General features: G+C 72.5%; 23 protein-coding genes. 18 read left to right on the top strand and 5 right to left on the bottom strand.

The window, feature by feature from the left end:
- Positions 1 to 256: 256 nt before the first annotated feature.
- Both DCW30_RS28965 and DCW30_RS28960 read left to right on the top strand, forming a co-directional pair.
- Positions 257 to 1,420 (top strand): sensor histidine kinase, encoded by a 1,164-nt coding sequence (locus DCW30_RS28965; protein ID WP_076684909.1) that lies wholly within the window; start codon positions 257 to 259, stop codon positions 1,418 to 1,420.
- Complete coding sequence (locus DCW30_RS28960; protein ID WP_076684908.1) at positions 1,417 to 2,106, top strand: response regulator; 690 nt, start codon at positions 1,417 to 1,419, stop codon at positions 2,104 to 2,106. Before DCW30_RS28965 ends, DCW30_RS28960 begins: the two co-directional genes overlap by 4 nt.
- A 70-nt stretch (positions 2,107 to 2,176) precedes the next feature.
- Here the strand turns inward: DCW30_RS28960 and DCW30_RS28955 are convergent, their stop codons facing one another.
- Complete coding sequence (locus tag DCW30_RS28955; protein ID WP_062778425.1) at positions 2,177 to 2,479, bottom strand: hypothetical protein; 303 nt, start codon at positions 2,477 to 2,479, stop codon at positions 2,177 to 2,179.
- 509 nt (positions 2,480 to 2,988) lie between these two features.
- On the opposite strand from DCW30_RS28955, the gene DCW30_RS28950 reads away from it, so the two are divergent.
- From DCW30_RS28950 to DCW30_RS28895, 12 genes are all read left to right on the top strand, one after another.
- Entirely contained in the window at positions 2,989 to 4,095 is a 1,107-nt protein-coding gene (locus DCW30_RS28950; RefSeq protein ID WP_076684907.1) for an XRE family transcriptional regulator, read from the top strand.
- A 453-nt stretch (positions 4,096 to 4,548) separates the two neighbouring features.
- Positions 4,549 to 5,538: a malate dehydrogenase gene (locus tag DCW30_RS28945; RefSeq protein ID WP_076684906.1), complete on the top strand. Its 990-nt coding sequence runs from the start codon at positions 4,549 to 4,551 to the stop codon at positions 5,536 to 5,538.
- A gap of 167 nt (positions 5,539 to 5,705) precedes the next feature.
- The gene (locus DCW30_RS28940; protein WP_076684905.1) at positions 5,706 to 7,580 is read left to right on the top strand and encodes a hypothetical protein; all 1,875 of its coding nucleotides are present in this window, start codon (positions 5,706 to 5,708) and stop codon (positions 7,578 to 7,580) included.
- Positions 7,577 to 7,948, top strand: a complete 372-nt coding sequence (locus tag DCW30_RS28935) for a hypothetical protein (RefSeq protein WP_076684904.1) — start codon at positions 7,577 to 7,579, stop codon at positions 7,946 to 7,948. Before DCW30_RS28940 ends, DCW30_RS28935 begins: the two co-directional genes overlap by 4 nt.
- A gap of 3 nt (positions 7,949 to 7,951) precedes the next feature.
- Positions 7,952 to 8,749: a hypothetical protein gene (locus DCW30_RS28930; RefSeq protein ID WP_079250028.1), complete on the top strand. Its 798-nt coding sequence runs from the start codon at positions 7,952 to 7,954 to the stop codon at positions 8,747 to 8,749.
- A 59-nt stretch (positions 8,750 to 8,808) separates the two neighbouring features.
- Complete coding sequence (locus DCW30_RS28925; RefSeq protein ID WP_076684903.1) at positions 8,809 to 9,054, top strand: helix-turn-helix transcriptional regulator; 246 nt, start codon at positions 8,809 to 8,811, stop codon at positions 9,052 to 9,054.
- A complete protein-coding gene (locus DCW30_RS28920) occupies positions 9,054 to 9,647 on the top strand; it encodes a hypothetical protein (RefSeq protein ID WP_076684902.1) in 594 nt (197 codons plus the stop codon). Before DCW30_RS28925 ends, DCW30_RS28920 begins: the two co-directional genes overlap by 1 nt.
- A gap of 149 nt (positions 9,648 to 9,796) precedes the next feature.
- Complete coding sequence (locus DCW30_RS28915) at positions 9,797 to 11,299, top strand: aldehyde dehydrogenase family protein (protein WP_076684901.1); 1,503 nt, start codon at positions 9,797 to 9,799, stop codon at positions 11,297 to 11,299.
- A 65-nt stretch (positions 11,300 to 11,364) separates the two neighbouring features.
- On the top strand, positions 11,365 to 12,942 hold the full coding sequence (locus tag DCW30_RS28910; RefSeq protein WP_076684900.1) for a GMC family oxidoreductase: 1,578 nt from the start codon (positions 11,365 to 11,367) through the stop codon (positions 12,940 to 12,942).
- On the top strand, positions 12,939 to 14,069 hold the full coding sequence (locus DCW30_RS28905) for a quaternary amine ABC transporter ATP-binding protein (protein ID WP_076684899.1): 1,131 nt from the start codon (positions 12,939 to 12,941) through the stop codon (positions 14,067 to 14,069). Before DCW30_RS28910 ends, DCW30_RS28905 begins: the two co-directional genes overlap by 4 nt.
- The gene (locus DCW30_RS28900) at positions 14,069 to 16,036 is read left to right on the top strand and encodes an ABC transporter permease subunit (protein ID WP_076684898.1); all 1,968 of its coding nucleotides are present in this window, start codon (positions 14,069 to 14,071) and stop codon (positions 16,034 to 16,036) included. The genes DCW30_RS28905 and DCW30_RS28900 overlap by 1 nt, the downstream gene beginning before the upstream one ends.
- Position 16,037: 1 nt before the next feature.
- Positions 16,038 to 17,003 carry an ABC transporter substrate-binding protein gene (locus DCW30_RS28895; protein WP_076684897.1) on the top strand — a complete coding sequence of 322 codons (966 nt, stop codon included), beginning with the start codon at positions 16,038 to 16,040 and terminating at the stop codon, positions 17,001 to 17,003.
- 64 nt (positions 17,004 to 17,067) lie between these two features.
- Here DCW30_RS28895 and DCW30_RS28890 read toward each other — a convergent pair whose 3' ends face one another.
- The 3 genes from DCW30_RS28890 to DCW30_RS28880 form a co-directional block, all read right to left on the bottom strand.
- Entirely contained in the window at positions 17,068 to 17,781 is a 714-nt protein-coding gene (locus DCW30_RS28890) for an isocitrate lyase/PEP mutase family protein (RefSeq protein WP_076688951.1), read from the bottom strand.
- Positions 17,778 to 18,179, bottom strand: a complete 402-nt coding sequence (locus DCW30_RS28885) for a carboxymuconolactone decarboxylase family protein (protein WP_062778458.1) — start codon at positions 18,177 to 18,179, stop codon at positions 17,778 to 17,780. The genes DCW30_RS28890 and DCW30_RS28885 overlap by 4 nt, the downstream gene beginning before the upstream one ends.
- Before the next feature lie 65 nt (positions 18,180 to 18,244).
- Positions 18,245 to 18,766, bottom strand: coding sequence for a carboxymuconolactone decarboxylase family protein (locus tag DCW30_RS28880; protein ID WP_076684896.1), 522 nt, complete (start codon positions 18,764 to 18,766; stop codon positions 18,245 to 18,247).
- A gap of 47 nt (positions 18,767 to 18,813) precedes the next feature.
- Here DCW30_RS28880 and pdxR point away from each other — a divergent pair, with 47 nt between their 5' ends.
- From pdxR to DCW30_RS28865, 3 genes are all read left to right on the top strand, one after another.
- Positions 18,814 to 20,226: a MocR-like pyridoxine biosynthesis transcription factor PdxR gene (pdxR, locus tag DCW30_RS28875; protein ID WP_076684895.1), complete on the top strand. Its 1,413-nt coding sequence runs from the start codon at positions 18,814 to 18,816 to the stop codon at positions 20,224 to 20,226.
- Positions 20,227 to 20,407: 181 nt separating this feature from the next.
- Positions 20,408 to 20,791, top strand: a complete 384-nt coding sequence (locus DCW30_RS28870; RefSeq protein ID WP_076684894.1) for a hypothetical protein — start codon at positions 20,408 to 20,410, stop codon at positions 20,789 to 20,791.
- 24 nt (positions 20,792 to 20,815) lie between these two features.
- Positions 20,816 to 22,003, top strand: coding sequence for a glutathionylspermidine synthase family protein (locus DCW30_RS28865; RefSeq protein ID WP_076684893.1), 1,188 nt, complete (start codon positions 20,816 to 20,818; stop codon positions 22,001 to 22,003).
- Positions 22,004 to 22,045: 42 nt separating this feature from the next.
- Here the strand turns inward: DCW30_RS28865 and rocD are convergent, their stop codons facing one another.
- Positions 22,046 to 23,308, bottom strand: a complete 1,263-nt coding sequence (gene rocD, locus DCW30_RS28860; protein WP_237283389.1) for an ornithine--oxo-acid transaminase — start codon at positions 23,306 to 23,308, stop codon at positions 22,046 to 22,048.
- 260 nt (positions 23,309 to 23,568) lie between these two features.
- Between rocD and trpS the strand changes: the two genes are divergently transcribed.
- A complete protein-coding gene (trpS, locus tag DCW30_RS28855; protein WP_062778452.1) occupies positions 23,569 to 24,582 on the top strand; it encodes a tryptophan--tRNA ligase in 1,014 nt (337 codons plus the stop codon).
- Positions 24,583 to 24,614: the final 32 nt, after the last annotated feature.

Here is a 24,614-nt window from a genome sequence, read left to right as displayed (position 1 = left end):
ACGCCGTGAGCGGTGCGTGACGGTGGCCCGTCCTCCCCCGGAGGGACGGGCCACCGTCGTTCCCGACGGCCTCTGGCGCGGAAGCCGGCGCGCACTCCCCCTGGTGCAAAAGCTACGGCGGGGTCCCCGGGGGCGTCGTCACACACCAGGTTGATCCCGGGGCACTCCCGGCGCGGTAGCCGCGCGGTTCCTACAACTTCCGCGGTACCGCCGCTGGTTGACGTACCGCCCAGAGAACGCGCGTTACGCTGCGGCGATGCGCATCCGCCCTGTCGTCGTCGACGCGCTCATCGCGGTCGCCCTGACCACGGTGGCCGTGCTGCTCGGCCAGGAGTCCGCACGGCAGGGCTGGCCGGAACTCGACCCCCTCGGGTACGCGCTGGTGGCCCTCGTCAACCTGCCCGCGGTCCTGCGGGGCAAGGCGCCGCTCACCGTGCTCCTCTTCGTGCACGCCGTGTGGACCGTGTACGTCACCGCCGGGTACTGGCCGGTCCTGAACACCTTCGCGCCCATGCTCGCCGTCTACACCGTGGCGTCCGTGCGGCCCGCCCGCGTCTCCCTGCCCTGCGCGGTGCTGATGGGAGCCGTGTGGATCTACGCGGGCCTGTGCGACGCGGGAGCGGCGATGCCCGCCGTCGTCGCCCAGGCGGTCGGCTTCCCCCTGGTGATCTGGCGCTTCGGGCACGCCGCGCGCCGGACGGCCGAACTGGCCCGGCAGCTCAAACGGGAGCAGGACGAGCGGGCACGGCGCGAGGTCCAGCAGGAGCGGGGGCGGATCGCGCGGGAGCTGCACGACGTCGTGGCGCACCACATGTCGGTCATATCCGTGCAGGCGGGCCTCGCCACCTTCGTCTTCGGCTCGGACCCGCCCACGGCGCGCTCGGCGCTCGGCACCATCGCGGACACCAGCGGCGAGGCGCTCGAAGAGCTGCGCCGCATGCTGCGCGTGCTGCGGGCGGAGGACGGCGACGGTGAGGACGGCGCGCCGGCGGCGCCCATGCCGGGCCTCGCCCGCCTCGACGAGATGGTCGAGCGGGTGCGGGCCGGGGGAGTCCCGGTCGAGCTGCGCGTGACGGGCACTCCACGGCCCCTCGCGCCCGGCGTCGAGCTGTGCGCGTACCGCGTGGCGCAGGAGGCGCTGACCAACGTGATGAAGCACGCGGGCGGCGCGGGCACCACCGTGGAACTCGCCTACCGGCGCCACCACATCGAGGTCTCGGTGACCGACGACGGCGAGGGGGTGATTCCGGACAAGGTGCGGACGGGCGCGGGGCACGGCTTGATTGGGATGCGGGAGCGGGCCAAGCTCTACGGCGGGACGATCAGCATCGGCCCGCTGAGCGAGGGAGGATTCGCCGTGCGCCTCACCTTGCCGACCTCGGCCCGGGCAGCGGCGCGGGGGGACGACACCACGGGATGACCGGCTCGGTGAAAGTACTCGTCGTGGACGACCAGTTCCTCATCCGCGCGGGCCTGGTCGGACTCCTGCGCGCCGCGCCCGGCATCGAGGTCGTCGGCGAGGCGGGCGACGGCGACGAGGCCGTGGCGCTCGCCGCCGAGACGCGGCCCGACGTCATCCTCATGGACATCCGGATGCCCGGCACGAACGGCATCACGGCCACCACGCGCATCCTCGCCCAGGCGGCGGAACCCCCACCGCGGGTCCTGGTCCTGACCACCTTCGACCTCGACGAGTACGTGTACGGGGCGCTGCGCGCCGGCGCCTCGGGGTTCCTGCTCAAGGACTCGGGCCCGGAGCGGCTGCTCGCCGCGGTCGCGGCGGTCGGCGGCGGCGACGCGCTCTTCGCGCCCAGCGTGACGCGCCGCCTGGTCGAGGCGTTCGCGCGGCAGGCCGCGTGCCCCGACGGCGGCGCCGAGGGCGGACCGCCGCCCGACCTCGCGGCGCTGACCGGGCGTGAGGTGGAGGTCCTGAAGCTGATCGCCCGCGGCCTGACCAACGCGGACATCGCCGAGCGGCTCTACATCAGCGAGGCCACCGTCAAGACGCACCTCAACCGCACGATGAGCAAGCTCGGCCTGGACAGCAGGGCGCAGGCGGTGGTGGTGGCCTACGAGTCGGGCCTCGTCACGCCGGGCGCGCGGTGAGCCTCCCGCGGTGCGGGTGCGGGTGCGGGTGCGGGTCCGGGGGCCCGGCACGGCCCCCGGCGGTCGTCGGTCAGCAGGTGACGACCTTGCCGTAGGAGCCGCGGCCCCAGTTCCACTCCCACTGCTGGCCCGGCTGGTAGGTGAGGCACGGCGAGTCGTTGCCCCAGTCGATGACGACCTTCAGGTGCATGGTCTCGCGGCAGTTGTTCGTGACCTTCACGTACTTGCGGTGCTTGATCACGTCCCGCTTCACACAGGATGGCGCGGTGCCCCGCACCGCCGCCGCCTCGGCCGCGGGGGCCGTGGCGAGGCAGGTGCCGAGGAGGGCGGAGGCGGCGACGAGGCCGCCGGCGAGACGCTTGCCGTACTTCATGTACGGGTCCCTTCATGAGTGCGTGCGTTGCCTTTGCACTCTGCCGATCTCCCCGGGGTCCGCGCCGCAGACTTGGCCGAAGTACGCCCTTTCGGGCCAATCACCCCGGCGCGCAGGGGAACGGAAAGGAGACGGCGCCCGTCCTCTCCCCCGTGGGAGGACGGGTGCCGTCGTCAGGGAGGGTCGATTCCCGGAGGAATCACCCGATGTAAGCGGTGCGTTCCGCTCGAGATCCAGAGTCATGGACGCGCCAACATCGTTCAAGCTCTGCCCGGCCCCTGTGGCACGGAGGTGACCATTCCGCAACGGTGTTCGAGGCGTGCAACGACCCTGGTCCGATGTGCGTGACCGGCCACCACGAGGCGGTGGGACACTGTTCGGCGGACCGCGGGAACTGACATCCTGACTCCGCGCATCCCTCTCGACGGGGCGGCGACCGGGCGGACGCGGGCGCAGGACAAGGACGTACGGGGGCACGACAGGCACGTACGGGGGGAATAGGGGGAGTAATGCCTCGTTGGAAGGCACTGCCGGACGAGCTCGACCCAGAGGTCAGGGAGTTCGCCGACCAGCTCCGCAGGCTCGTGGACCGCAGTGGTCTGAGCATCGCGGCGGTCTCGGACCGGACCGGGTACAGCAAGACGTCGTGGGAGCGCTATCTGAACGGGCGGCTGCTCGCGCCCAAGGGGGCGATCGTCGCGCTGGCCGAGGTGACGGGCACGCCGCCCGTGCACCTCATCACCCTCTGGGAGCTCGCGGAGCGCGCCTGGAGCCGGTCCGAGATGCGCCACGACATGACCATGCAGGCGATACGCATATCCCAGGCGCGGGCCGCGCTGAAGGAGGCGGAACAGCGCCAGGCCGCGTCCGCCAAGTCGCGGTCGAAGTCCGGCAGAACGTCCGACAAACCCGCCGGCAAGTCCTCCGGCAAACCGCCCGGCAGGGACGACGCGGCCCCGGCGCGCAACGGCTCCGCGGGCGTCGGCGGCCTGACCGGCGTGGCGGGCCCCGCGGGCGTGTCGCCCACGCTGCCGCCGCACCACACCCCCGCCGCCCACTCCGCCCCGGGCCCGGGCGCGCCGCACGCGGCCCGGCAGGGCGAGTCGCCCGACGGGCAGCGCCGCAAGCGCAAGCTGACGATGTTCCTCGCGGGGGTCGTCGGAGCCCTCGTCGTGATCGCGGCGGCGGTCTTCCTGACCGACTTCGGCGGCGACGAGAAGAAGGCCGGGGCGGAACCGTCCAAGACCCCCACGTCCAGCGAGGCGGAGCTGCCCGCGGGCGTCGAGTGCAGCGGCGCGGACTGCGCGGGCAAGGACCCCGAGAACATGGGCTGCGGCGGCGAGCTGGCGAAGACCGCCTCGCGGGCCACGGTCGGCAAGACCCTGGTCGAGGTGCGCTACAGCAAGACGTGCGGGGCGGCGTGGGCGCGCATCACCCAGGCCACGCCGGGCGACAAGGTCACGATCACCGGATCGGGCAAGGGCGCCGACGCCCAGCAGAACAGCACGGTCAACGAGGACTTCGACGCGTACACGCCGATGGTCGCGGTCAAGGAGGGCACGTCCGCGAAGGCCTGCGCGACGCTGGCCTCGGGGCAGACGGGCTGCACGGAGTAACCGTCCGGGAGGCCCCCCGCCGGCCCTCTGACCAGGCCGTCGACGGGCGGCGGCAAGAATTTTCCGCGGCGGGTGCATGAGCCGTTCATCGCGGGGCAGGCGGACGGTACCCCCACGGGAGTGGTTCACACCCCCACAGCGGCCGCCACCCTCCCCCCGGTGGCGGCCGCCCCTCTTTTCCGGCAACGCGTTTTCCCGCACCGCGGTTTCGGCGTCAGCGCTTCCGCGTCACCGTCTCCGGCATCGCGGTGAAGCTGTGGGCTGGGCCACACGGACCCGGCGGCAGGGGGTGGCCGGGGCGCGATAGCCTGGCGGCGGATCTCTCTTGATGCCAAGAGATCGATCATCGAGAGGCGATCGAGGACTCGAAGAGGCGTCGGCGGGGATCCAGGAATCAGGGGATCCAGTAGAGGGACACGGGACCCCACCGCCAGCTGTCTTACGGAGATCGCCATGACCCGCACTCCCGTGAATGTCACCGTCACCGGCGCGGCCGGCCAGATCGGCTACGCGCTGCTCTTCCGCATCGCCTCGGGCCACCTGCTCGGCGCGGACGTGCCGGTCAACCTGCGCCTTCTGGAGATCACGCCGGCGCTGAAGGCCGCCGAGGGCACCGCCATGGAGCTCGACGACTGCGCCTTCCCGCTGCTGAACTCGATCGAGATCAGCGACGACCCGAACGTCGCCTTCGACGGCGCCAACGTCGCCCTCCTGGTCGGCGCCCGCCCCCGCACCAAGGGCATGGAGCGCGGTGACCTCCTGGAGGCCAACGGCGGCATCTTCAAGCCCCAGGGCAAGGCCATCAACGACAACGCCGCGGACGACATCAAGGTCCTCGTCGTCGGCAACCCGGCCAACACCAACGCGCTCATCGCGCAGGCCGCCGCCCCGGACGTGCCGGCCGAGCGCTTCACCGCGATGACCCGCCTCGACCACAACCGCGCCCTGTCGCAGCTGGCGAAGAAGACGGGCGCCTCGGTCTCCGACATCAAGCGCCTGACCATCTGGGGCAACCACTCGGCCACCCAGTACCCCGACATCTTCCACGCGGAGATCGCCGGCAAGAACGCCGCCGAGGTCGTGAGCGACCAGGCCTGGCTCGCCGACGACTTCATCCCGACCGTCGCCAAGCGCGGCGCCGCGATCATCGAGGCCCGCGGCGCGTCCTCGGCCGCCTCCGCCGCCAACGCCGCCATCGACCACGTCCACACGTGGGTCAACGGCACTGCGGACGGCGACTGGACCTCCATGGGCATCCCGTCCGACGGCTCGTACGGCGTTCCCGAGGGCCTCATCTCCTCCTTCCCCGTCACCACCAAGGACGGCAAGTACGAGATCGTCCAGGGCCTGGAGATCAACGAGTTCTCGCGTGCGCGCATCGACGCGTCCGTGCAGGAGCTCACCGAGGAGCGCGAGGCCGTCCGCGGTCTCGGCCTCATCTAGCACGAGACTCCCGGGCGCCCGCGCCCGTGAGGCGAACCCGCCCCCGGCAGCCGCTCACCGCGGCCACCGGGGGCGGTGCCGTCCCCGCACCACCGCTGTTCACCGGTTCGGGGGACCGGAAGGTCCTTCTCCGCACCGGGGCGCGCACGCTCCCCTAGCTTGCGCTCATGCACGACGACCTGCCGCAGTACGCGAACACCGAGGCCACCCGGCTGCTCTGCGCCGGTGTCCGGCTCGACCCCGCGTTCGGCAGGCGCGTCGTCGACGAACTCGTCGGACACGCCGAGCGCCCCGTCGCCCCGGCCCTCGGCGCCGACGTTTTGCCGGTGCTCGCCCACGCGCTGCGCGCCCGCCGCGCCGAGGTGCGCACCGCGTGGCTGCTGCTCGCCGCCTGGGCCGGGTTCCTCGCCGCCGACTCGCTGATGATCTGGGACGCCCTGGCGGACCGGGCGGGCGGCGAGGCAGGGCTCTCCGGCGGGGACATCGCGCTGCTCGCCGTCGAGCCCGCCGACCATGGCGAGCACTCCGGGCCCTGGGGCGGGTTCGGCACCCTGGTACCGGGCGGCTGGGCCGTCTCGTACGCCGTCGTCGTGCTGCTGCTCCGGCTGGCCAGGGCCGTCTCCGGACGCCCCACGCACGGCGGGTCGCCCCGCGAGGCGCAGCTGCCGCCCGTCCTCGCCTGGCTGCGGCGCCGCGTCGCCCTCCTGCTGAACCTGTTCGTCTGGTCGACGGCCGCCGCGTACGGGATCGAGGCGCTGGCCGGGATCGGCGACAACCCCTACCCCGTGGTCTTCCCGCTCCTCATGGCGGCCGTGGTGTGGCGCCACCAGCACCTCGCCAAGCGGACGCTCCGCACCGAGCTTGCCCGGCGGAACTTCGACGGGGTCGCCCAGTCACGCCTGCCGCGCCGGTACGCGCGCATCGCCGAGTGCGTCCGCCGCGAGCAGCGGGCCCCGCTCACCCTGTACGACGCCAACCGCCCCTTCATCGGCTCCGGCACACCCCGCAAACCGTGGTCCGTCGTCCTTGAGCTGCGCCGCCGCGACGGCGAGGAGCCACAGGAGCAGCCGGGCGGCGGCGTGCCCCGGCAGGGCGCGCCGCCGCGGGCGCCGCTCGCCGCGCGCGACGTCATCGAGATGATCCGGCCCCGCCTCCAGGAGCTGCGCACCTCCGCCGCGACCGGCAGCAGGGACCGGCTGCGCGACCTGGAGATCACCGAGTTCGTCTGCCTCCCCGCGGGCCCCGGCCGCGACGAGCCGCTGGAGGCCGGGCCCGGTGAGGAGCCCGCGGCGGTCTACGCCCCCGCGCAGGTCGGGCGGCACATCGCCGAAGCGGCGGGCGAGGGCGGGGAGGCCCGGCGGCACTTCCTGCGGCTCAGGGTGGGCGCCTGGGACGAGCAGGTCGTCCTCTCGCTGCTGGTCGGGGTGCACACGCAGGGCGGCATGCTGGTCCTGGAAGTGGTGCCGCACGTGCTCGGGCCGATCGTGCCGGAGTACCGCGCGGTCGACCGCATCGTCGCGGGCGAACCGGAGGGCCCGCTGCGCGACGCCCTGCGCGCCTGCGTCGACGCCCCCACCGCCGGCCTCGCGATCGGCGTGGCCGCGCTGCGCACGCTGCCGTCCCTCGGCGCCTCGCTCCGGTTCTGGCTGGCCGACGACGACGAGGCCGCCCCCAGGTGGCTCGGGCCGCGCGCCGCGGACGCCCTGCGCGCGCTGCGGCGGCGCTGCTCGGCGCTCTGGCCCGCGCTGCCCGACGGCGTGCCGTCCGACGCCCCGGACGTCTCGCTGCGCGAACTGGCCGCCACCGACAGCCTCTCCCTCCTCCAGGAGATGGACGTGGCCCGCTACACGAAGACCCTCCAGGACCGCATCGGCGAGGGCGTCCGCGAGGCGCTGCGCCTCGGCGGATACCGCACGGACCGCCTGGAGCAGCACATCACGCAGATCACCAACAGCGGGGTCTACATCGGGGAGATGTCCGGCGGCGCCCTCGCCACCGGCGCCCACGGCCGGGCCGCGCACCACGAGAGGAGCACGGCATGAGCGCGGAGACGGGCACCGGCGGCGGGGCGCACGTGCAGATCGGCTCGATCAGCGGGGGCTCCCAGGCCTTCGGGGACCACGGCAGGGCCGATTCCACCAACGTCACGATCGTGCCGGGACAGGGGTACGAGCGGCTGCTCGGCGCGGTGCGCACCCTGCGCGGCGAGCTGGACGGGGCCGAGGGGCACACGCCCGAGGACGAGGAGCTGGACGCCGAACTCGTCGCGGTCGAGCGGGAGATCGGCCGCACCGGCAGCAGCGGTCCGCTCACGAGGCTGCGCACCCTCCTTGAGCGGTACGGCGCCGCCACCGCGACGGCCGCGTCGGTGACCGCCGTGCTGCAGGCGATCGCCCAGATCCCGGGCTGAGCGGTGCGGTCCCGCGAACCGGTGCGCGCCGACGGCCCCGCGCGCGCCTTCGACCCCGTCCGCCAGGAGTGGCAGGACACCGAGGAGGAGCGGCGGATCGCCGGGCTCCACGAGCGGGACGCCGCCCGCCAGCGCACGGCGCTGCACGGCGTCCTGGCCGTCCTCGCGGCCTGCTCCCTCGCCTTCGGCGTCTGGGCGCTCGGCTGGAAGGACGAGCCGGGGCCCGTGGCGTACCGGGGGGAGTGGGGGCCGTCGCGGGAAGAGGGCGGGGGCGCCGGCTCCACCGCGTCCCCCTCCCCGACGGGCGCGCTGCCCGCCGACTACGAGGAGGTGACCGACCTCCAGGGCTACCGGCTCGCCGTGCCGCGCGGCTGGGAGCGTGAGCAGATCTCCCCCGACGAGGGCCACGACGTGGTCAACTACCGCAGCCCCGACGGGGCCAGGCGGTTGCAGGTGTACCAGGTCGGCGAGGCGACACCATACGACTCGCTGCGGGAGTACCTGAAGGTCTCGTCCGTGCGGAAGGCCGAGGGGTACGAGCAGATCTCCTTCGGGCGTCTCGAACGCGACGGACTGCCCGCCGCCCGCCTCGAACACCTCACCGACCGGATTCCCGGGGAGCGGGAGATCGGCATCTGGCACGTCATCGACCAGCGCTTCGAGGCCTTCGACGGCCGGCTGTACGCGGTGGCGGCCTACGGCGCCGAGGCCGACGGCAGGGCCGACGAGGAGGAACTCCTCACGACGGCCCTGACCCGGTTCTGCCCGCCGTTCCAGGAGTGCCCGACCCCGGGGACGTAGCTTCCTCTGTCGCCTGTCGCCTATTGCTCACCTGCTCTTGAATGTAGTACTTCTTATACATGAGCGAGCACGTGCACAACAGGTTGGCGATGGTGCGCGCCGAGCGGAAGGTGTCGCGCCAGCGCCTGGCCGAGGCGGTGGGTGTCCACTACCAGACCATCGGCTACATCGAGCGGGGGCAGTACAACCCGAGCCTCGACCTCGCACTCAAGGTCGCGAAGTTCTTCGAGCTGCCGGTCGAGGCGCTGTTCTCCCTCGAACCGTTCCGGCCGCTCACGGATCAGGTCTACGGGAGGAACCAGTGATGACGGCGGCCGACGAACGCCCCCTGACCAGCTATGACCGGCGGATGTACCGGCTGATGAACCGCCGCGAGGGCGACGCCCTCCACGCCACCGCCGCCCGCAGGCGCGCCGTGGTGGTGGGCCACGTCGCGCTGACGGCCGTGGCCGTCGCCGCCTGGCTGTTCTCCGTCGTGGGCGAGCAGCGCTGGGCCACGTTCGCGATGCTCGGCCTGCTGCTGCCCTGGTGCGTCGCGACCGGCGTCATCAACAGCTCCACCCGCGGCCTGCTCGAACTGCGGGTCCGCGCGCTGGACGAGCGCCAGCGCGCGGAGCGCGTCCAGGTGGCGGCCCGGTCCCGGAGCGTGATGCTGTGGCTGCTCCTCGCGGTGGCCGTCGGGGCGGGCGCGCTCACCCTGAAGGGCGCGGACACCGAGGGGTACCTCTTCCCGGTCCTGTTCTCCGTCTTCGTCGTCCACTGGTTGATGCCGCTCTGGGTGGCCGGCCTCTCCGTACGCGACGAGCCGCACTTCGACGAGGGCGTCGACGGACTCGATGACCTCGGCGACCTCGGCGGCGCCGCGGAGGCCGCCGACGCCCGGCCGCCCCGGCCATAGCGGCACGTTCCGCCCTTCCTGTCCCCGCGCTCAGTGACACAGCGCACTTTCGGCCAGGCCAGGCATGCTTTCCCGCCCGTTGGGAAGGTGCTCCCGGCTCCCGCGAGTGACTAGCGGGGCATTTGACAGGAACGGAAGGCATACGGGACGTGTCCGCACAACAGACCATCCATGTGGGCGGAGAGTGGCTGAGCGCCGCCTCCGGCGCCACTCGCGAGATCCTCGACCCGGCGGATGCCCAGCCGTTCGCGCTGATCGCCGAGGGCGGCTCCGAGGACGCCGACGCGGCCATCGCCGCCGCACGCGCCGCCTTCGACGACGGGCCGTGGCCGGCCACCCCCGTCGCCGAGCGCGCCGCGCTGCTGCGCCGGGTCGCCGACCTCCTCGTACGCGACCGCGAGAAGATCGGCCTCCTGGAGAGCCGGGACGCGGGCAAGACCCTCGAAGAGGGCCGCGTCGACGTCGACTGCGTCGCCGACGCCTTCCGGTACTTCGCCGACCTGGTGATCGGCGAGGGCGCCGGACGCGTCGTGGACGCGGGCTCCGACGAGATCCACAGCGTCGTCGTGCACGAGCCCGTCGGCGTCTGCTCGATGATCACGCCCTGGAACTACCCGCTGCTCCAGGCCAGCTGGAAGATCGCGCCCGCGCTCGCCGCGGGCAACACGTTCGTCATCAAGCCGAGCGAGATCACGCCGCTGACGACCGTCGCGCTCATCGAGCTGCTCGTCGAGGCCGGCCTGCCCGCCGGCGTCGCCAACATCGTGACCGGCCCCGGCCACACCGTCGGCGCCCGCCTCGCCGACCACCCCGACGTCGACCTGGTCTCCTTCACCGGCGGCCTCGTCTCCGGCACCAAGGTCGCCCAGGCCGCCGCCCTCGGCGTGAAGAAGGTCGCCCTGGAACTCGGCGGCAAGAACCCCAACGTCGTCTTCGCCGACGCCTGCGCCACCGACGACGGCTTCGACACCGCCGTCGACCAGGCGCTGAACGCCGCCTTCATCCACAGCGGGCAGGTCTGCTCCGCCGGCGGCCGCCTCATCATCGAGGAGTCCGTCCGCGAGCGCTTCGTGGCCGAACTCGCCCGCAGGGCCGCGAAGATCAAGCTCGGCCGCGGCACCGAGGACGGCGTCGAGTGCGGCCCGCTCGTCTCGGCGCAGCAGCGCGAGAAGACCGAGATGTACGTGGCCTCCGCGCTGGAGGAGGGCGCGGTGCTCCGCTCCGGCGGCAAGCGCCCCGAGCCGAGCGAAGTGCGGCCCGCCGAGGGCTACTTCTACGAGCCGACCGTGCTCGACCAGTGCCACCGCGAGATGAAGGCCGTCCGCGAAGAGGTCTTCGGGCCCGTCCTGACCGTCGAGACCTTCCGCACCGAGGACGAGGCCGTGGCCCTCGCCAACGACACCGAGTACGGTCTCGCGGGCGCCGTGTGGACCAGCGACCAGGGCCGCGCGAGCCGCATGGCCCGCCGGATGCGCCACGGCACCATCTGGATCAACGACTTCCACCCCTACCTGCCGCAGGCGGAGTGGGGCGGCTTCGGCAAGAGCGGCGTCGGGCGCGAGCTCGGCCCCGCCGGTCTCGCCGAGTACCGCGAGTCCAAGCACGTCTACCAGAACCTGGCACCGCGCCCGGTGCGCTGGTTCGCGGGCTGACGCCCGTCCACCCCTTACGCGCAAGCACCTTGCACCACCTCGCAGGAAGAGGAGTAGCTACCCCCATGGCTGAAACCCCCCAGGCAGTGGCCGAGTCCGGCGCCGAGGCCGAGGCCGAGGCCGAGTACGACTACGTCATCGTCGGCGGCGGCACCGCGGGATCGGTGATCGCCTCCCGGCTCACCGAGGATCCCGGCGTCACCGTCGCCGTCATCGAGGGCGGACCCAGCGACATCGACCGTGAGGACGTCCTCACGCTCCGCCGCTGGCTCGGTCTGCTCGGCGGCGACCTCGACTACGGCTACACGACCACGGAGCAGCCGCGCGGCAACTCCCACATCCTGCACAGCCGTGCCAAGGTGCTCGGCGGGTGCTCGTCGCACAACACCCTGATCTCCTTCAAGCCGCTGCCGTCCGACTGGGACGAGTGGGAGGAGGCCGGGGCCGCCGGCTGGAACGCCAAGGCGATGGACCCCTACTTCGGCAAGCTGCGCAACAACATCGTGCGCGTCGCCAAGAAGGACCAGAACCAGATCGCCACCGACTGGGTCGAGGCGGCGAAGACCGCCCTCGGCGTCCCCGAGGTCGTCGGCTTCAACGACAAGCCCTTCGACGAGGGCGTCGGCTTCTTCGACCTGGCGTACCACCCGGAGAACAACAAGCGCTCCTCCGCCTCGGTCGCCTACCTCCACCCCCACATGGAGGCGGGCGACCGGCCGAACCTCCACCTGTTCCTGGAGACCTGGGCCACCAAGCTGGAGCTGGACGGCAAGACCGCCCGGGGTGTCCACATCCGCACCGAGGACGGCGCGGCGAAGCTGCTCACCGCCCGCCGCGAGGTGGTGGTCTGCGCCGGAGCCGTCGACACGCCCCGGCTGCTCATGCACTCCGGCATCGGCCCGAAGAAGGACCTCGACGCGCTCGGCATCCCGGTCGTCCACGACCTGCCCGGCGTCGGCGAGAACCTCATCGACCACCCGGAGTCGGTCATCGTCTGGGAGACGAACGGGCCGATCCCCGGCAACTCCGCGATGGACTCCGACGCGGGCCTGTTCGTGAAGCGGGACCCGGACCACAAGGGCCCGGACCTGATGTTCCACTTCTACCAGATCCCCTTCACGGACAACCCGGAGCGCCTGGGCTACGAACGCCCCGAGCACGGCGTGTCGATGACCCCGAACATCCCCAAGTCCCGCGCCCGCGGCCGCCTCTACCTGACGTCGGCCGACCCCGAGGTCAAGCCCGCCCTCGACTTCCGGTACTTCGAGGACGAGGACGACTACGACGGGCGGACCCTCGTCGACGGCATCAAGCTCGCCCGCGAGGTCGCGAAGGCCGAGCCGTTCAAGAAGTGGCTCAAGCGCGAGGTCTTCCCCGGCCCCGGCGTCACCGACGACGCCGAGATCAGCGAACTGGTCCGCAAGGCCGCGCACACGGTCTACCACCCGGCCGGAACCTGCCGAATGGGCGCTTCCACTGATGAACTCGCCGTGGTGGACCCGGAACTGAGAATCCGGGGCATGCACGGAATCCGTATCGCGGACGCATCCGTCTTCCCGACGATGCCCGCCGTGAACCCGATGATCGGAGTGCTCATGGTCGGGGAGAAATGTGCCGAGATGCTGGGTGGTGACGGCCGATGAGCGAGGCCCTCGTGACGACCAAGGACGAGACGGTGGCCCCCGAGGGGCCCGTCTTCGCCGTCGAGAACCTCTGGAAGGTCTTCGGCCCGAAGGCGGAGCGCATACCCGACGACACCGCTCTCCACGACCTCAGCCCCGCCGAACTGCGCGAACGCACCGGTTGCACCGCGGCCGTGCGCGATGTGTCCTTCGAGGTCAACAAGGGTGAGGTCTTCGTCGTCATGGGCCTCTCCGGCTCGGGCAAGTCGACACTCGTACGCTGCCTGACCCGGCTCATCGAGCCCACGTCGGGACGCCTCGCCATCGACGGCGAGGACGTCCTCGCCATGGACAAGGCGCGCCTGCGCGAACTGCGTCGCCGCCGCGCCGCCATGGTCTTCCAGCACTTCGGCCTCCTGCCGCACCGCTCCGTCCTCGACAACGTCGCCTACGGCCTGGAGATCCAGGGCGTCGGCAAGGCCGAGCGGCGCGAGAAGGCCCTCCAGGTCATCGCCAAGGTCGGTCTCGACGGCCTCGAACAGCGCAAGCCCGGCCAGCTCTCCGGCGGCCAGCAGCAGCGCGTGGGCCTGGCCCGCGCCCTCGCCGTCGACCCGGAAGTCCTGCTCTTCGACGAGCCGTTCAGCGCCCTCGACCCGCTGATCCGCCGCGACATGCAGGAAGAGGTCGTCCGCCTGCACCGCGAAGAGGGCCGCACCATGGTCTTCATCACCCACGACCTCAGCGAGGCGCTCAAGCTCGGTGACCGCATCGCCCTGATGCGCGACGGCCGCGTGGTCCAGCTCGGCACGCCCGAGGAGATCGTCGGCTCCCCGGCCGACGACTACGTCCGCGACTTCGTGCGCGACGTGGCCCGCGCCGACGTCATGAGCGTGCGCAGCGCCATGCGCCCCGCCGGCTCCGAGGAGGAGAGCCGCGGCGCGGCCCTCCCGCCCCACGCCAAGGTCTCCGAGGCCATCGAGGCCGTCGCACGCTCGGGCTTCCCGGTGCGCGTGATGGACGGCAAGCGCTGCCTCGGCGTGGTCGACCACGCGGGGCTGCTCGCCGTGGTCGCGGGCACCGGCGCCCCCGTCGAGGCCGCCGCCGAAGCCCCCGGCGAGCCCTCCGGCAAGGGCGAGGTGGTCGCCTGATGGCCACCGCAACCGCCTCCGGCCCCGTACGAGATACGGGCATCGGCGCGCTCCTGCGCCACCGCGCCGTCGCCAAGCTCCTGCTGCTCGCGCTCGCCGCGGCGGTCCTCGTGCCGATCGTCAGCGCCAAGTGGGCCTCCGGCGCCTGGCCGCATGCGCTCACCGTCGACCTGACCGAGCCGCTCGGCAGGACCAGCGACTGGATCATCGACAACCGTGACAGCCACCCGCTGTTCACCTACTTCTTCGGGCACGTCAGCAACGCCATCGTGCTCTCCGTGCGCGGCGTCTACCTCGTGCTGCTCGCCGCGGGCTGGGCCGGAGTGACCGTCGCCGCCGGGCTCATCGCCTGGCGCGTGGCGGGCGTACGGCTCGCCGTCACCGCCTCCGCCGCGTTCGCCGCCTGCGGGCTGCTCGGCATGTGGGTACCCACCATGCAGACGCTCGCCCTGATGGTCGTGGCGGTCCTCGCCTCGATCGTGATCGGCGCGTTGCTCGGCCTCGCCGGCGGCCTCAACGACCGCGTCTTCCGCATCCTGCGGCCCGTCCTCGACACCATGCAGGTGCTGCCCGCCTACGCGTACCTGCTGCCGTTCGCCCTCATCTTCGGCATGGGCGTCCCCGCGGCCGTCATCGCGACGGTCGTGTACGCGGCGCCGCCCATGGCCCGGCTCACCGCGCTCGGCCTGCGCGGCGCCGACGGCGGCGTCCTCGAAGCGGTCACCTCGCTGGGCGCCACCGGCCGCCAGCGGCTGTTCTCCGCCCGGCTGCCCCTGGCCGCCAAGCAGCTCCTGCTCGGCGTCAACCAGACGATCATGATGGCGCTCTCCATGGCCGTCATCGCCTCCGTGATCGGCGCGGGCGGCCTCGGCGACCGCGTCTACCAGGCGCTCTCCACCGTCGACGTCGGCCAGGCGCTCGCCGGCGGCATCCCCATCGTGCTGCTCGCCGTCGTCCTCGACCGCGTCACCGCCGCCGCCGGCGAGAAGGCGGGCGCGCACGGCCAGGACACCTCCGCCCTGCGCGGATGGCGCGGCTGGTCCGTCGCCGCCGCCGTGACCGTCGCCGCCGCGCTCGCCGCCCGCTTCGCCGACCGCCTGGAGTGGCCCACCGACTGGGTCGTGAACATCGCCCCCTCGGTGAACACCGCCAAGGAGTGGATGGTCGACCACCTCTACACCGGCGTGCCCGTCGTGGGCGGCACCGCCGACTGGGCGTCCCACTTCACCACCTGGGTCCTCAACCCCGTCCGCGACGGCCTCCAGGGCCTGCCCTGGTGGGCCGCGCTGCTGATCGTCGCCGCCCTCGCCTGGCTGATCGGCACCTGGCAGACCGCGCTCACCGCCGTCGCCGCCATGGCCGCCATCGGCGTGTTCGGCGTCTGGGACAAGTCCCTCGACACGCTCGCGCAGGTCCTCGCCGGTGTCGCCGTGACGCTGGTCCTCGGCTTCGCGATCGGCATCGCGGCCGCCCGCAGCACGCGGTTCGAACGCCTGCTGCGCCCGGTCCTCGACGTCTTCCAGACCCTGCCGCAGTTCGTGTACCTCATCCCGGTCGTCGCCCTCTTCGGCATCGGCCGCGCCCCCGCGGTCGCCGCGGCCGTCGTCTACGCGCTGCCCGCCGTCGTCCGCATCACCACGCAGGGCCTGCGCGAGGTCGACGCCGCCGCGATGGAGTCCTCGCGCTCCCTCGGCGCCACGAGCTGGCAGCTGCTGCGCAAGGTCCAGCTCCCGCTGGCCCGCCCCGCGCTGCTGCTCGCCCTCAACCAGGGCGTCGTCCTGGTCCTCGCCGTCGTCGTCATCGGCGGCCTGGTCGGCGGTGGCGCGCTCGGCTACGACGTCGTGTTCGGCATCGCGCAGGGCGACCTCGCCACGGGCCTGGTGGCCGGTGTGGCGATCGTCTGCCTCGGCCTGATGCTCGACCGGGTCACCCAGCCCACCGAACGCCGCGTCAAGAAGGGAGCGTGACATGCGCACTCGTACGCGTGTCATGAGTGCCGTCACGGCCGGCGGGGCGCTGCTCGCGCTCTCCGGCTGCGGCGCGGCCGACATGACCAAGCAGGCGTCCCCGTACGCCAACGCCGAGGGCGCCAAGACCGTGACCCTCTCGGTCCAGTCCTGGGTCGGCGCGCAGGCGGACGTCGCGGTCGCCGAGTACCTGCTCAAGAACGAGCTGGGCTACCGCGTCGACAAGGTCCAGATCGACGAGGTCCCCGCCTGGGACGCCCTCAGCCAGGGCCGCGTCGACGCGATCCTGGAGGACTGGGGCCACCCCGAACAGGAACAGCGGTACGTCAAGGACAAGAAGACGATCGTCCGCGGCGGCGACGTCGGCGTCACCGGGCACATCGGCTGGTACGTCCCCACGTACTTCGCGAAGAAGCACCCGGACGTCACGGACTGGAAGAACCTCAACAAGTACGCCGACCAGTTCAAGACGTCCGAGAGCGGCAGCAAGGGCCAGCTCATGGACGGCTCCCCGTCGTACGTGACGAACGACAAGGCCCTGGTGAAGAACCTGGGCCTGGACTACGAGGTCGTCTTCGCCGGGTCCGAGGCCGCGCAGATCACCCAGATCGAGCAGTTCGCCAAGCAGAAGAAGCCGTTCCTCACCTACTGGTACAAGCCGCAGTGGCTGTTCGAGAAGGTGCCGATGACGGAGGTGAAGCTGCCCGCGTACAAGGAGGGCTGCGACGCCGACCCCGCCAAGATCAAGTGTGCCTATCCGCACACGCCGCTGCAGAAGTACTTCAACGCGGACTTCGCGAAGAAGGGCGGCGAGGCCGCGGAGTTCCTGAAGAACTTCCGGTGGTCGGAGGAGGACCAGAACGAGGTCTCCCTGATGATCGCGGACAAGAAGATGTCGCCGGACGCCGCGGCGAAGTCCTGGATCAAGAAGAACGAGTCCACGTGGCGGGCGTGGCTCCCCGAGTGACCCCGCTGCCCGCGTCGTGCACCCGGCGCCGGGTGACCTCTTCGAGCACCCGGCGCCGGCGTGTCTAGACCAGTTCCTTCGCCATCGCCTGCAGGGCGGCCATGGTCCGGTGCAGCAGGCCGGGCCCGAACGTGATCCTCGTGGCGCCCCGTTCCCCCAGTTCCCGGGGGCCGGGGCCGTCCGGCAGGGCGACCACGTTGAGCGGCCCCTCGATGCCCGCCCGCAGCGCGGGGACCACCTCGGCGGGCGCCAGGATCGGGTAGACGCAGTCCGCGCCCGCGGCCACGTACAGCCGGGCCCGTTCGATCGCGGGGCCCGGCTCCGCGACGCCCCGCAGGAACGTGTCCACGCGGGCGTTGACGAAGACCCGGTCGCCCGCGGCCTGCCGTACCGCCGCGAGGAAGTCCGCCTGCTCCGCCGGGTCCTTGAGGACGCCGTCCCTGGAGTCCTCCAGGTTGCAGCCGACCGCGCCCGCCTCCAGGAGCCGCTCGACCAGCTCCGCGGGCGGGAGCCCGTACCCGGCCTCGATGTCCGCGGTCACCGGCACGGAGACGGACCGCGTGATCCGCGCGACCGCCGCGAACATCTCGTCCGGCGGCACCTGGCCGTCCTCGTACCCGAGGGACAGGGCGATCCCCGCGCTGGGCGTCGCGAGCGCGGGGCTGCCCGCCGCCTCGAACGTGCGGGCACTGACCGCGTCCCACGGCCCCGGCAGGACCAGCGGGTCCCCGGGCGTCCGCCCGTGGTGCAGGGCGCGCAGCGTCTCGACGTGGTTCACCATGCGGGGCCTCCGGGTGCGATGCGGCGGCTGACCATCAGCCGGTTCCAGCCGTTGATGACGGTGATCAGGGCGATGAGGTGGGCGAGCCCGGCGTCGCCGAAGTGCTCGGCGGCCCGCGCGTACGTCGCGTCGGGGACGGCGTCCGCGGTCAGGACCGTGACCGCCTCGGTCAGCGCGAGGGCCGCGCGCTCCCGTTCGGTGAACAGGTCCCCGGCCTCCGCCCAGGCGTCGAGCAGCGCGATCCGCTTCGGCGTCTCGCCCCGCTCCAGCGCGAGGTCCACGTGCATGTCGAGGCAGAACGCGCACGCGTTGATCTGCGAGGCGCGCACCATCACCAGTTCGGCGAGCACGGGGTCGCCGAGCCCCCGCTTGGCGGCGGCGCTCAGCGCGCTCATCGCGCCCGCCACACCCGGGTCCAGGCACGTCGTCCGGGGACCGGGGTGCGGCGCGGCGCCGACGGTCACTTGTGGTCGCCCGGCTTGTAGTGGCCCGGCACCTGGCGCGTCGTCACGCCGAAGCGGTTCCAGGCGTTGATGACGGTGATCGCGGCGATGAGCTGCGTCAGCTCGGCCTCGTCGAAGTGCTCGGCGGCCTTCGCGTACACCTCGTCCGGCACGAAACCGTCGGTCAGGACGGTGACGGCCTCGGTCAGCTCGATCGCGGCGATCTCCTTGGCGGTGTAGAAGTGCCGCGACTCCTCCCACGCGCTGAGCTGGACGATCCGCTCGACGCTCTCGCCCGCCGCGAGCGCGTCCTTGGCGTGCATGTCGAGGCAGAGTGCGCAGCGGTTGATCTGCGAGGCGCGGATCTTGACCAGCTCGTAGATGACCGGGTCGAGGCCCTTACGGGCCGCCGCGTCCAGCTTGATCATGGCCTTGAAGACCTCGGGGGCGTGGGTGGCCCAGGCCAGGCGGGGGGTGTGCTCGTGCAGGTACTCCGTGGTGGTGTCGGTTCCGGCGCCGGTCTCGTCCATGGTCGTCATGCGGTCGAGCCTAGGCTCGATGCAGCCCAGCGGTATGGTCCATTTCCATGGGAGAAACGTGGGCCAATCTCGGCGTCGACCTGCATCTGGAGACGGGCGGCGACGCCTCCCGCCACGGTGTCCGCAAGGGCCTCACGGACGCGCTGCGGGCGGCGGTGCGCGGCGGCAGGCTCGCGCCGGGCACGCGGCTGCCGTCCTCCCGCTCCCTCGCCGTCGACCTGGGCATCGCCCGGAACACCGTCGCCGACGCGTACGCCGACCTGGTCGCCGAGGGCTGGCTGACGGCCCGGCAGGGCTCGGGCACCCGGGTCGCCGAGCGGGTCGTCACGCCGCCCGAGCGGGCCGCGTCGCCCCGCAGGAGGGGCGGGGAGCCGACGTACGACCTGACCCCGGGCAAGCCCGACCTCTCCGCTTTCCCGCGCGCCGAGTGGCTCAAGGCGGCCCGGCGCGCGCTCGCCGCGGCTCCGAACGACGCCCTCGGGTACGGCGACCCCCGCGGCCGGGTGGAGCTGCGCGAGGCCCTGGCCGGGTACCTCGCGCGGGCCCGCGGCGTGCACGCGGACCCCGACCGCATCGTCGTGACCGCCGGGTTCGCGCACGCCCTGTCGATCCTCGGCCGGGTGCTGCGGGCCCGGGGGCAGCGGCAGGTGGGCGTGGAGTCGTACGGCCTGGACATCCACTGGAAGCTGCTGCACCGGGCGGGCCTGCGGACGGCGCCCCTCGGCTTCGACGGGCTCGGCACGGTGGTCGCGGACCTCACCGGCGGCGCGGGCGCGGCGAAGGCGGTGCTGCTCACCCCGGCGCACCAGTTCCCGATGGGGATGCCGCTGCGCCCCGAGCGGCGCGCGGCGGCCGTCGACTGGGCCCGGCGCGAGGGCGGGCTGATCCTGGAGGACGACTACGACGGGGAGTTCCGCTACGACCGCCAGCCCGTCGGCGCGCTCCAGGGCCTCGGCCCCGAGCACGTCGTCTACCTCGGCACGGCCAGCAAGTCCCTCGCGCCGGGACTGCGCATCGGGTGGATGGTGCTCCCGGCCGGGCTGCGGGACGAGGCACTCGGCGAGAAGGACGCGGCGGGCTGGTCCTGCGGCGCCCTCGACCAGCTCACCCTGGCGGAGTTCATCACCTCCGGCGCGTACGACCGCCATGTGCGCGCCGCCAGGCTTCGCTACCGGCGCCGCAGGGACCAGCTCGTGGCCGCCCTCGCCGAGCAGGCCCCCGGGACCCGCGCCACGGGCATCGCCGCCGGCCTCCACGCGGTCGTCGAACTCCCTCCGGGCACCGAGAACTCCGTGGTCGAGGCCGCCAACTGGGAGCGCCTGGCCGTGCAGGGCCTCTCCCGCTTCCGCCACCCCCTCGCGGCGGCCCAGCAGGGCGACGCGCTGGTCGTCGGCTACGGCACCCCGGCGGAGCATGCGTGGACCGGCGCCCTCGCGGCCCTGTGCCGGGTCCTTCCGTGACGGCGGCAGGCGGCGGCCACAAGGCAAAGGCGGCGCAACAGGCACACGGCGGACACCGGGGGTGGGCGGCCGGCGCGGGGCGCGGCGTGTTGCCTACGCTGAACGCCGGCCGGACGCGCGTGTCCGGGCCGCCCGCCCGCCACACGGCACGGCGGGGCACGGTGAACGGGGGAGCACACCAATGGCGGAGAAGAACAAGCCACGGCGGCTGCGGTCCAGCACGGTCGTGCTCGGCGGCATGGGCGTCCTCGCGGCGACCCTGACGTCCTGCGGCTCGGACCCGGACCGGCGGTGCGTGGACCGGGACAGCTACGACACGTTCCTCGGCTACAAGGTCGTCGCCGACAAGAACTGCACGACCTCGCCGGGGCGTTCGTCGGGCAAGAGCCGCACCGGGGGCTCCGGCTCCCACGGCACGGGCAAGACCTCGGGCCGCACCGACCCGGCCTGGTACTACGACGCGGACGTCGAGGGGCGTCACGCCGACAACGGCACCTTCAGCCGCAGCGAGGCCGTGGACCGCGACGGCTTCGGCTGCTCGGGCAGCGGCAGCGGCGGCGGCTGACCCGGGGACGAGGACGCGTACGCCATGGAACGCCGCGCCATCGACCCGCGCCCCGGCTGGCAGCGGACCGTCGAGGACCAGGGCCTCATCTATCCGCTCACCCGCTACCCCGACGGCTCCCTGCGCCCTTACTGGGACGAGAGCGCGTACTACGTGTTCTCGCTGCCCGAGGTGGAGGCGCTGGAGGAGGTCGTCGAGGAGCTGCACGCCATGTGCCTGGCCGCCGCCGCGCACATCGTCGACCACGACCGCCTCGCCGACCTCGGCATCACGGACCCGCGCGTGGCCGCCGCCGTCACCGAGGCCTGGCGCCGACGCGCCGAACTCCCGTCCCTCTACGGCCGCTTCGACCTGCGCTACGACGGCAGCGGCCCGGCCAAGCTGCTGGAGTACAACGCCGACACGCCCACCTCCCTGGTCGAGGCCGCGAGCCCGCAGTGGTTCTGGATGGAAGAGCGCTTCCCCGGCGCCGACCAGTGGAACTCCCTGCACGAACGCCTCGTCGACGCCTGGAGGAAGCAGGCCGCGCTGCTGCCGCCCGGCGGCCCGCTGTACTTCGCCCACTCCGCCGCCGACGAACTCGGCGAGGACCTGATGACGGTGGCGTACCTCCGGGAGACGGCCGAACAGGCGGGCCTCGCCACCGAGGCCATCGCCATGGAGGACATCGGCTGGGACCGCCTCTCGCGCCGCTTCGTCGACAAGAAGCTCCGCTTCCTGCGCGGCTGCTTCAAGCTCTACCCGTGGGAGTGGCTGACCACGGACCGCTTCGCCCCGCACGTCCTGGAGACCCTCGACAACGGCGGCGGCACCGGATCGACGCTCTGGATCGAGCCCGCCTGGAAGATGCTCCTGTCCAACAAGGCGCTGCTCGCCGTTCTGTGGGAGCTCTACCCCGGCCACCCGAACCTGCTCCCCGCCTATCTGGACGGCCCGCGCGAGCTGGCCGGCGAACGCGGCTACGTCGCCAAGCCCCTGCTGGGCCGCGAGGGCGCGGGCGTCACGGTGCACGAGCCCGGCGCCGCCCCGGCCGTCCGCGACGAGCCCTGCTGCTACCAGGAGTTCGCGCCGCTGCCCGACTTCGACGGCAACCGCGTCGTCCTCGGCGCGTGGGTCGTCGAGGACGAGGCGGCCGGGCTCGGCATCAGGGAGTCGACGGGGCTCATCACGGACGAGTACGCGCGGTTCCTGCCGCACGTGATCATGCCGTAGCCCGTCGGGCGCCGCCCGTGGCCGGGCGGGCGGCGTCCGAAGCTAGGCGAGCACCGCCCGCAGCTGGTCGAGGCCCCAGTCCAGGTCCTCCTTGCTGATCACCAGCGGGGGAGCGATGCGGATCGTCGCGCCATGGGTGTCCTTGACCAGGACCCCGCGGTCCATCAGCTTCTCGGAGACCTCGCGGCCCGTGCCGTGCCCCGGAGCGATGTCGACGCCCGCCCACAGGCCGCGCCCGCGCACCTCGGTCACCACACCGGCGCCGGTCAGCAGGTTCAGCTCGGCGTGCAGATGATCGCCCAGCTCCGTGGCGCGGGCCTGGAACTCGCCCGTGGACAGCATCGCGACCACCTCCAGGCCCACCGCGCAGGCCAGGGGGTTGCCGCCGAACGTCGACCCGTGCTCGCCCGGCCTGAACACCCCGAGCACATCGGCGTCGGCGACCACCGCCGACACCGGCACGACCCCGCCGCCGAGCGCCTTGCCCAGCAGATACACGTCCGGCACCACGCCCTCGTGCTCGCACGCGAACGTACGGCCCGTCCGGCCGAGCCCCGACTGGATCTCGTCCGCGATGAAGAGCACCCCGCGCTCCCGGGTCAGCTCCCTGACCCCCGCCAGATAGCCGGGCGGCGGCACGAGGACCCCGGCCTCGCCCTGGATCGGCTCGATGAGCACCGCCACCGTGTCGTCGGTGACGGCGGCCCGCAGCGCCGCCGCGTCGCCGTAGGGCACGATCTCGAAGCCGGGCGTGTACGGACCGTAGTCGGCCCGTGCCTCCTCGTCCGTGGAGAAGCTGATGATGGTCGTCGTCCTGCCGTGGAAGTTCCCGGCCGCCACGACGATCTTCGCCCGGCCCTCCGGCACGCCCTTGACCCGGTAGCCCCACTTCCGCGCGGTCTTCACGGCCGTCTCCACGGCCTCGGCGCCGGTGTTCATCGGCAGCACCATGTCCTTGCCGCACAGCTCGGCCAGGCGCGCGCAGAACTCGGCGAAGCGGTCGTGGTGGAAGGCCCGCGACGTCAGGGTCACCCGCTCCAGCTGGGCCTTGGCCGCGTCGATCAGGCGGCGGTTGCCGTGCCCGAAGTTGAGCGCGGAGTACCCGGCGAGCATGTCGAGGTAGCGGCGCCCCTCGACGTCGGTCATCCACGCGCCCTCGGCCGAGGCCACCACGATCGGGAGCGGATGGTAGTTGTGCGCGCTGTGCGCCTCGGCGGACGCGATGTACTCCGCGGTGGCCGAGGGGGACGACGGCGAGGGCGTCGCCGGCTGCGCTGAGGAAGATGACGCGAACGGTGATGACATGGTCGACACGGGTTCTCCGATCGTCCTGCGGTGTGGCGTGTAGGTGGCGCCCAAGTTCTATCGTCGCTCGTGTCGCGGACGAAGAAACATGCCGTATCGGCGTGCCAGCCGGGGCGGGCTGGACAGCGCGGCGACTGGCGGATGGGCAACGGCGCCCCCTGCCCCGGCGTCCCCCGCGCTCCACCGGTCGGGTCGAATCGGTTCCCCCCTGCCACACACCTGTTTCCGAGTTATGAGAGTCACCTGAGAGAATGGGCCGCATGGCCTCTGAACGTCCTCGTGTGCTCTCCGGTATCCAGCCCACCGCCGGCTCGTTCCACCTCGGCAACTACCTCGGCGCCGTGCGCCAGTGGGTCGCCCTCCAGGAGTCCCACGACGCCTTCTACATGGTGGTGGACCTGCACGCGATCACGGTCCCGCAGGACCCCGCGGAGCTGCGCGCCAACACCCGGCTCGCCGCGGCCCAGCTGCTCGCCGCGGGTCTCGACCCCGAGCGCTGCACGCTCTTCGTCCAGAGCCACGTCCCCGAGCACGCCCAGCTCGCCTGGGTCATGAACTGCCTCACCGGCTTCGGCGAGGCCTCCCGGATGACGCAGTTCAAGGACAAGTCGGCCAGGCACGGCGCCGACAGGGCCTCCGTGGGCCTCTTCACGTACCCGGTCCTCCAGGTCGCGGACATCCTGCTCTACCAGGCCAACGAGGTCCCGGTCGGTGAGGACCAGCGCCAGCACATCGAGCTGACCCGCGATCTCGCCGAGCGTTTCAACGCCCGCCTCGGCGAGACGTTCACCGTGCCCTCGGCGTACATCCTCAAGGAGACGGCGAAGATCTACGACCTCCAGGACCCGTCGATCAAGATGAGCAAGTCGGCGTCCACGCCGAAGGGCCTGATCAACCTCCTGGACGAGCCCAAGGCCACCGCCAAGAAGGTCAAGAGCGCCGTCACCGACACGGACACCGTCATCCGCTACGACGTGGCCGAGAAGCCCGGCGTCAGCAACCTCCTCAGCATCTACTCCACGCTCACCGGCGCCGGTATCGCGGAACTGGAGCAGAAGTACGCCGGCAAGGGCTACGGTGCGCTCAAGACCGACCTCGCCGAGGTCATGGTCGAGTTCGTGACCCCGTTCCGGGACCGCACCCAGGAATATCTGGGTGACCCGGAGACGCTGGACTCGATCCTGGCCAAGGGCGCGGAGAAGGCCCGTGCCGTCGCCGCCGAGACCCTCGCGCAGGCGTACGACAAGGTGGGTTTCCTGCCCGCCAAGCACTGAGCCCCACCGCACCCGGCACGACAACCGCACCC

Source organism: Streptomyces alfalfae (assembly GCF_004127445.1).
Taxonomy (GTDB): Bacteria; Actinomycetota; Actinomycetes; order Streptomycetales; family Streptomycetaceae; genus Streptomyces; species Streptomyces alfalfae.
Note: the sequence above shows the minus strand (reverse complement) of the source record. Positions and strands in the feature narration are given on the sequence as shown.

What these genes read in the sequence shown, in the direction of transcription:
- DCW30_RS28965 (WP_076684909.1), top strand. Translation starts at nt 257, where the DNA reads ATGCGCATCCGCCCTGTCGTCGTCGACGCGCTCATCGCGGTCGCCCTG.
- DCW30_RS28880 (WP_076684896.1), bottom strand. Translation starts at nt 18,766, where the DNA reads ATGACGACCATGGACGAGACCGGCGCCGGAACCGACACCACCACGGAG.
- DCW30_RS28955 (WP_062778425.1), bottom strand. Translation starts at nt 2,479, where the DNA reads ATGAAGTACGGCAAGCGTCTCGCCGGCGGCCTCGTCGCCGCCTCCGCC.
- DCW30_RS28950 (WP_076684907.1), top strand. Translation starts at nt 2,989, where the DNA reads ATGCCTCGTTGGAAGGCACTGCCGGACGAGCTCGACCCAGAGGTCAGG.
- pdxR (WP_076684895.1), top strand. Translation starts at nt 18,814, where the DNA reads ATGGGAGAAACGTGGGCCAATCTCGGCGTCGACCTGCATCTGGAGACG.
- trpS (WP_062778452.1), top strand. Translation starts at nt 23,569, where the DNA reads ATGGCCTCTGAACGTCCTCGTGTGCTCTCCGGTATCCAGCCCACCGCC.
- DCW30_RS28940 (WP_076684905.1), top strand. Translation starts at nt 5,706, where the DNA reads ATGCACGACGACCTGCCGCAGTACGCGAACACCGAGGCCACCCGGCTG.
- rocD (WP_237283389.1), bottom strand. Translation starts at nt 23,308, where the DNA reads ATGTCATCACCGTTCGCGTCATCTTCCTCAGCGCAGCCGGCGACGCCC.
- DCW30_RS28895 (WP_076684897.1), top strand. Translation starts at nt 16,038, where the DNA reads ATGCGCACTCGTACGCGTGTCATGAGTGCCGTCACGGCCGGCGGGGCG.
- DCW30_RS28935 (WP_076684904.1), top strand. Translation starts at nt 7,577, where the DNA reads ATGAGCGCGGAGACGGGCACCGGCGGCGGGGCGCACGTGCAGATCGGC.
- DCW30_RS28925 (WP_076684903.1), top strand. Translation starts at nt 8,809, where the DNA reads ATGAGCGAGCACGTGCACAACAGGTTGGCGATGGTGCGCGCCGAGCGG.
- DCW30_RS28870 (WP_076684894.1), top strand. Translation starts at nt 20,408, where the DNA reads ATGGCGGAGAAGAACAAGCCACGGCGGCTGCGGTCCAGCACGGTCGTG.
- DCW30_RS28920 (WP_076684902.1), top strand. Translation starts at nt 9,054, where the DNA reads ATGACGGCGGCCGACGAACGCCCCCTGACCAGCTATGACCGGCGGATG.
- DCW30_RS28905 (WP_076684899.1), top strand. Translation starts at nt 12,939, where the DNA reads ATGAGCGAGGCCCTCGTGACGACCAAGGACGAGACGGTGGCCCCCGAG.
- DCW30_RS28865 (WP_076684893.1), top strand. Translation starts at nt 20,816, where the DNA reads ATGGAACGCCGCGCCATCGACCCGCGCCCCGGCTGGCAGCGGACCGTC.
- DCW30_RS28885 (WP_062778458.1), bottom strand. Translation starts at nt 18,179, where the DNA reads ATGAGCGCGCTGAGCGCCGCCGCCAAGCGGGGGCTCGGCGACCCCGTG.
- DCW30_RS28900 (WP_076684898.1), top strand. Translation starts at nt 14,069, where the DNA reads ATGGCCACCGCAACCGCCTCCGGCCCCGTACGAGATACGGGCATCGGC.
- DCW30_RS28945 (WP_076684906.1), top strand. Translation starts at nt 4,549, where the DNA reads ATGACCCGCACTCCCGTGAATGTCACCGTCACCGGCGCGGCCGGCCAG.
- DCW30_RS28960 (WP_076684908.1), top strand. Translation starts at nt 1,417, where the DNA reads ATGACCGGCTCGGTGAAAGTACTCGTCGTGGACGACCAGTTCCTCATC.
- DCW30_RS28910 (WP_076684900.1), top strand. Translation starts at nt 11,365, where the DNA reads ATGGCTGAAACCCCCCAGGCAGTGGCCGAGTCCGGCGCCGAGGCCGAG.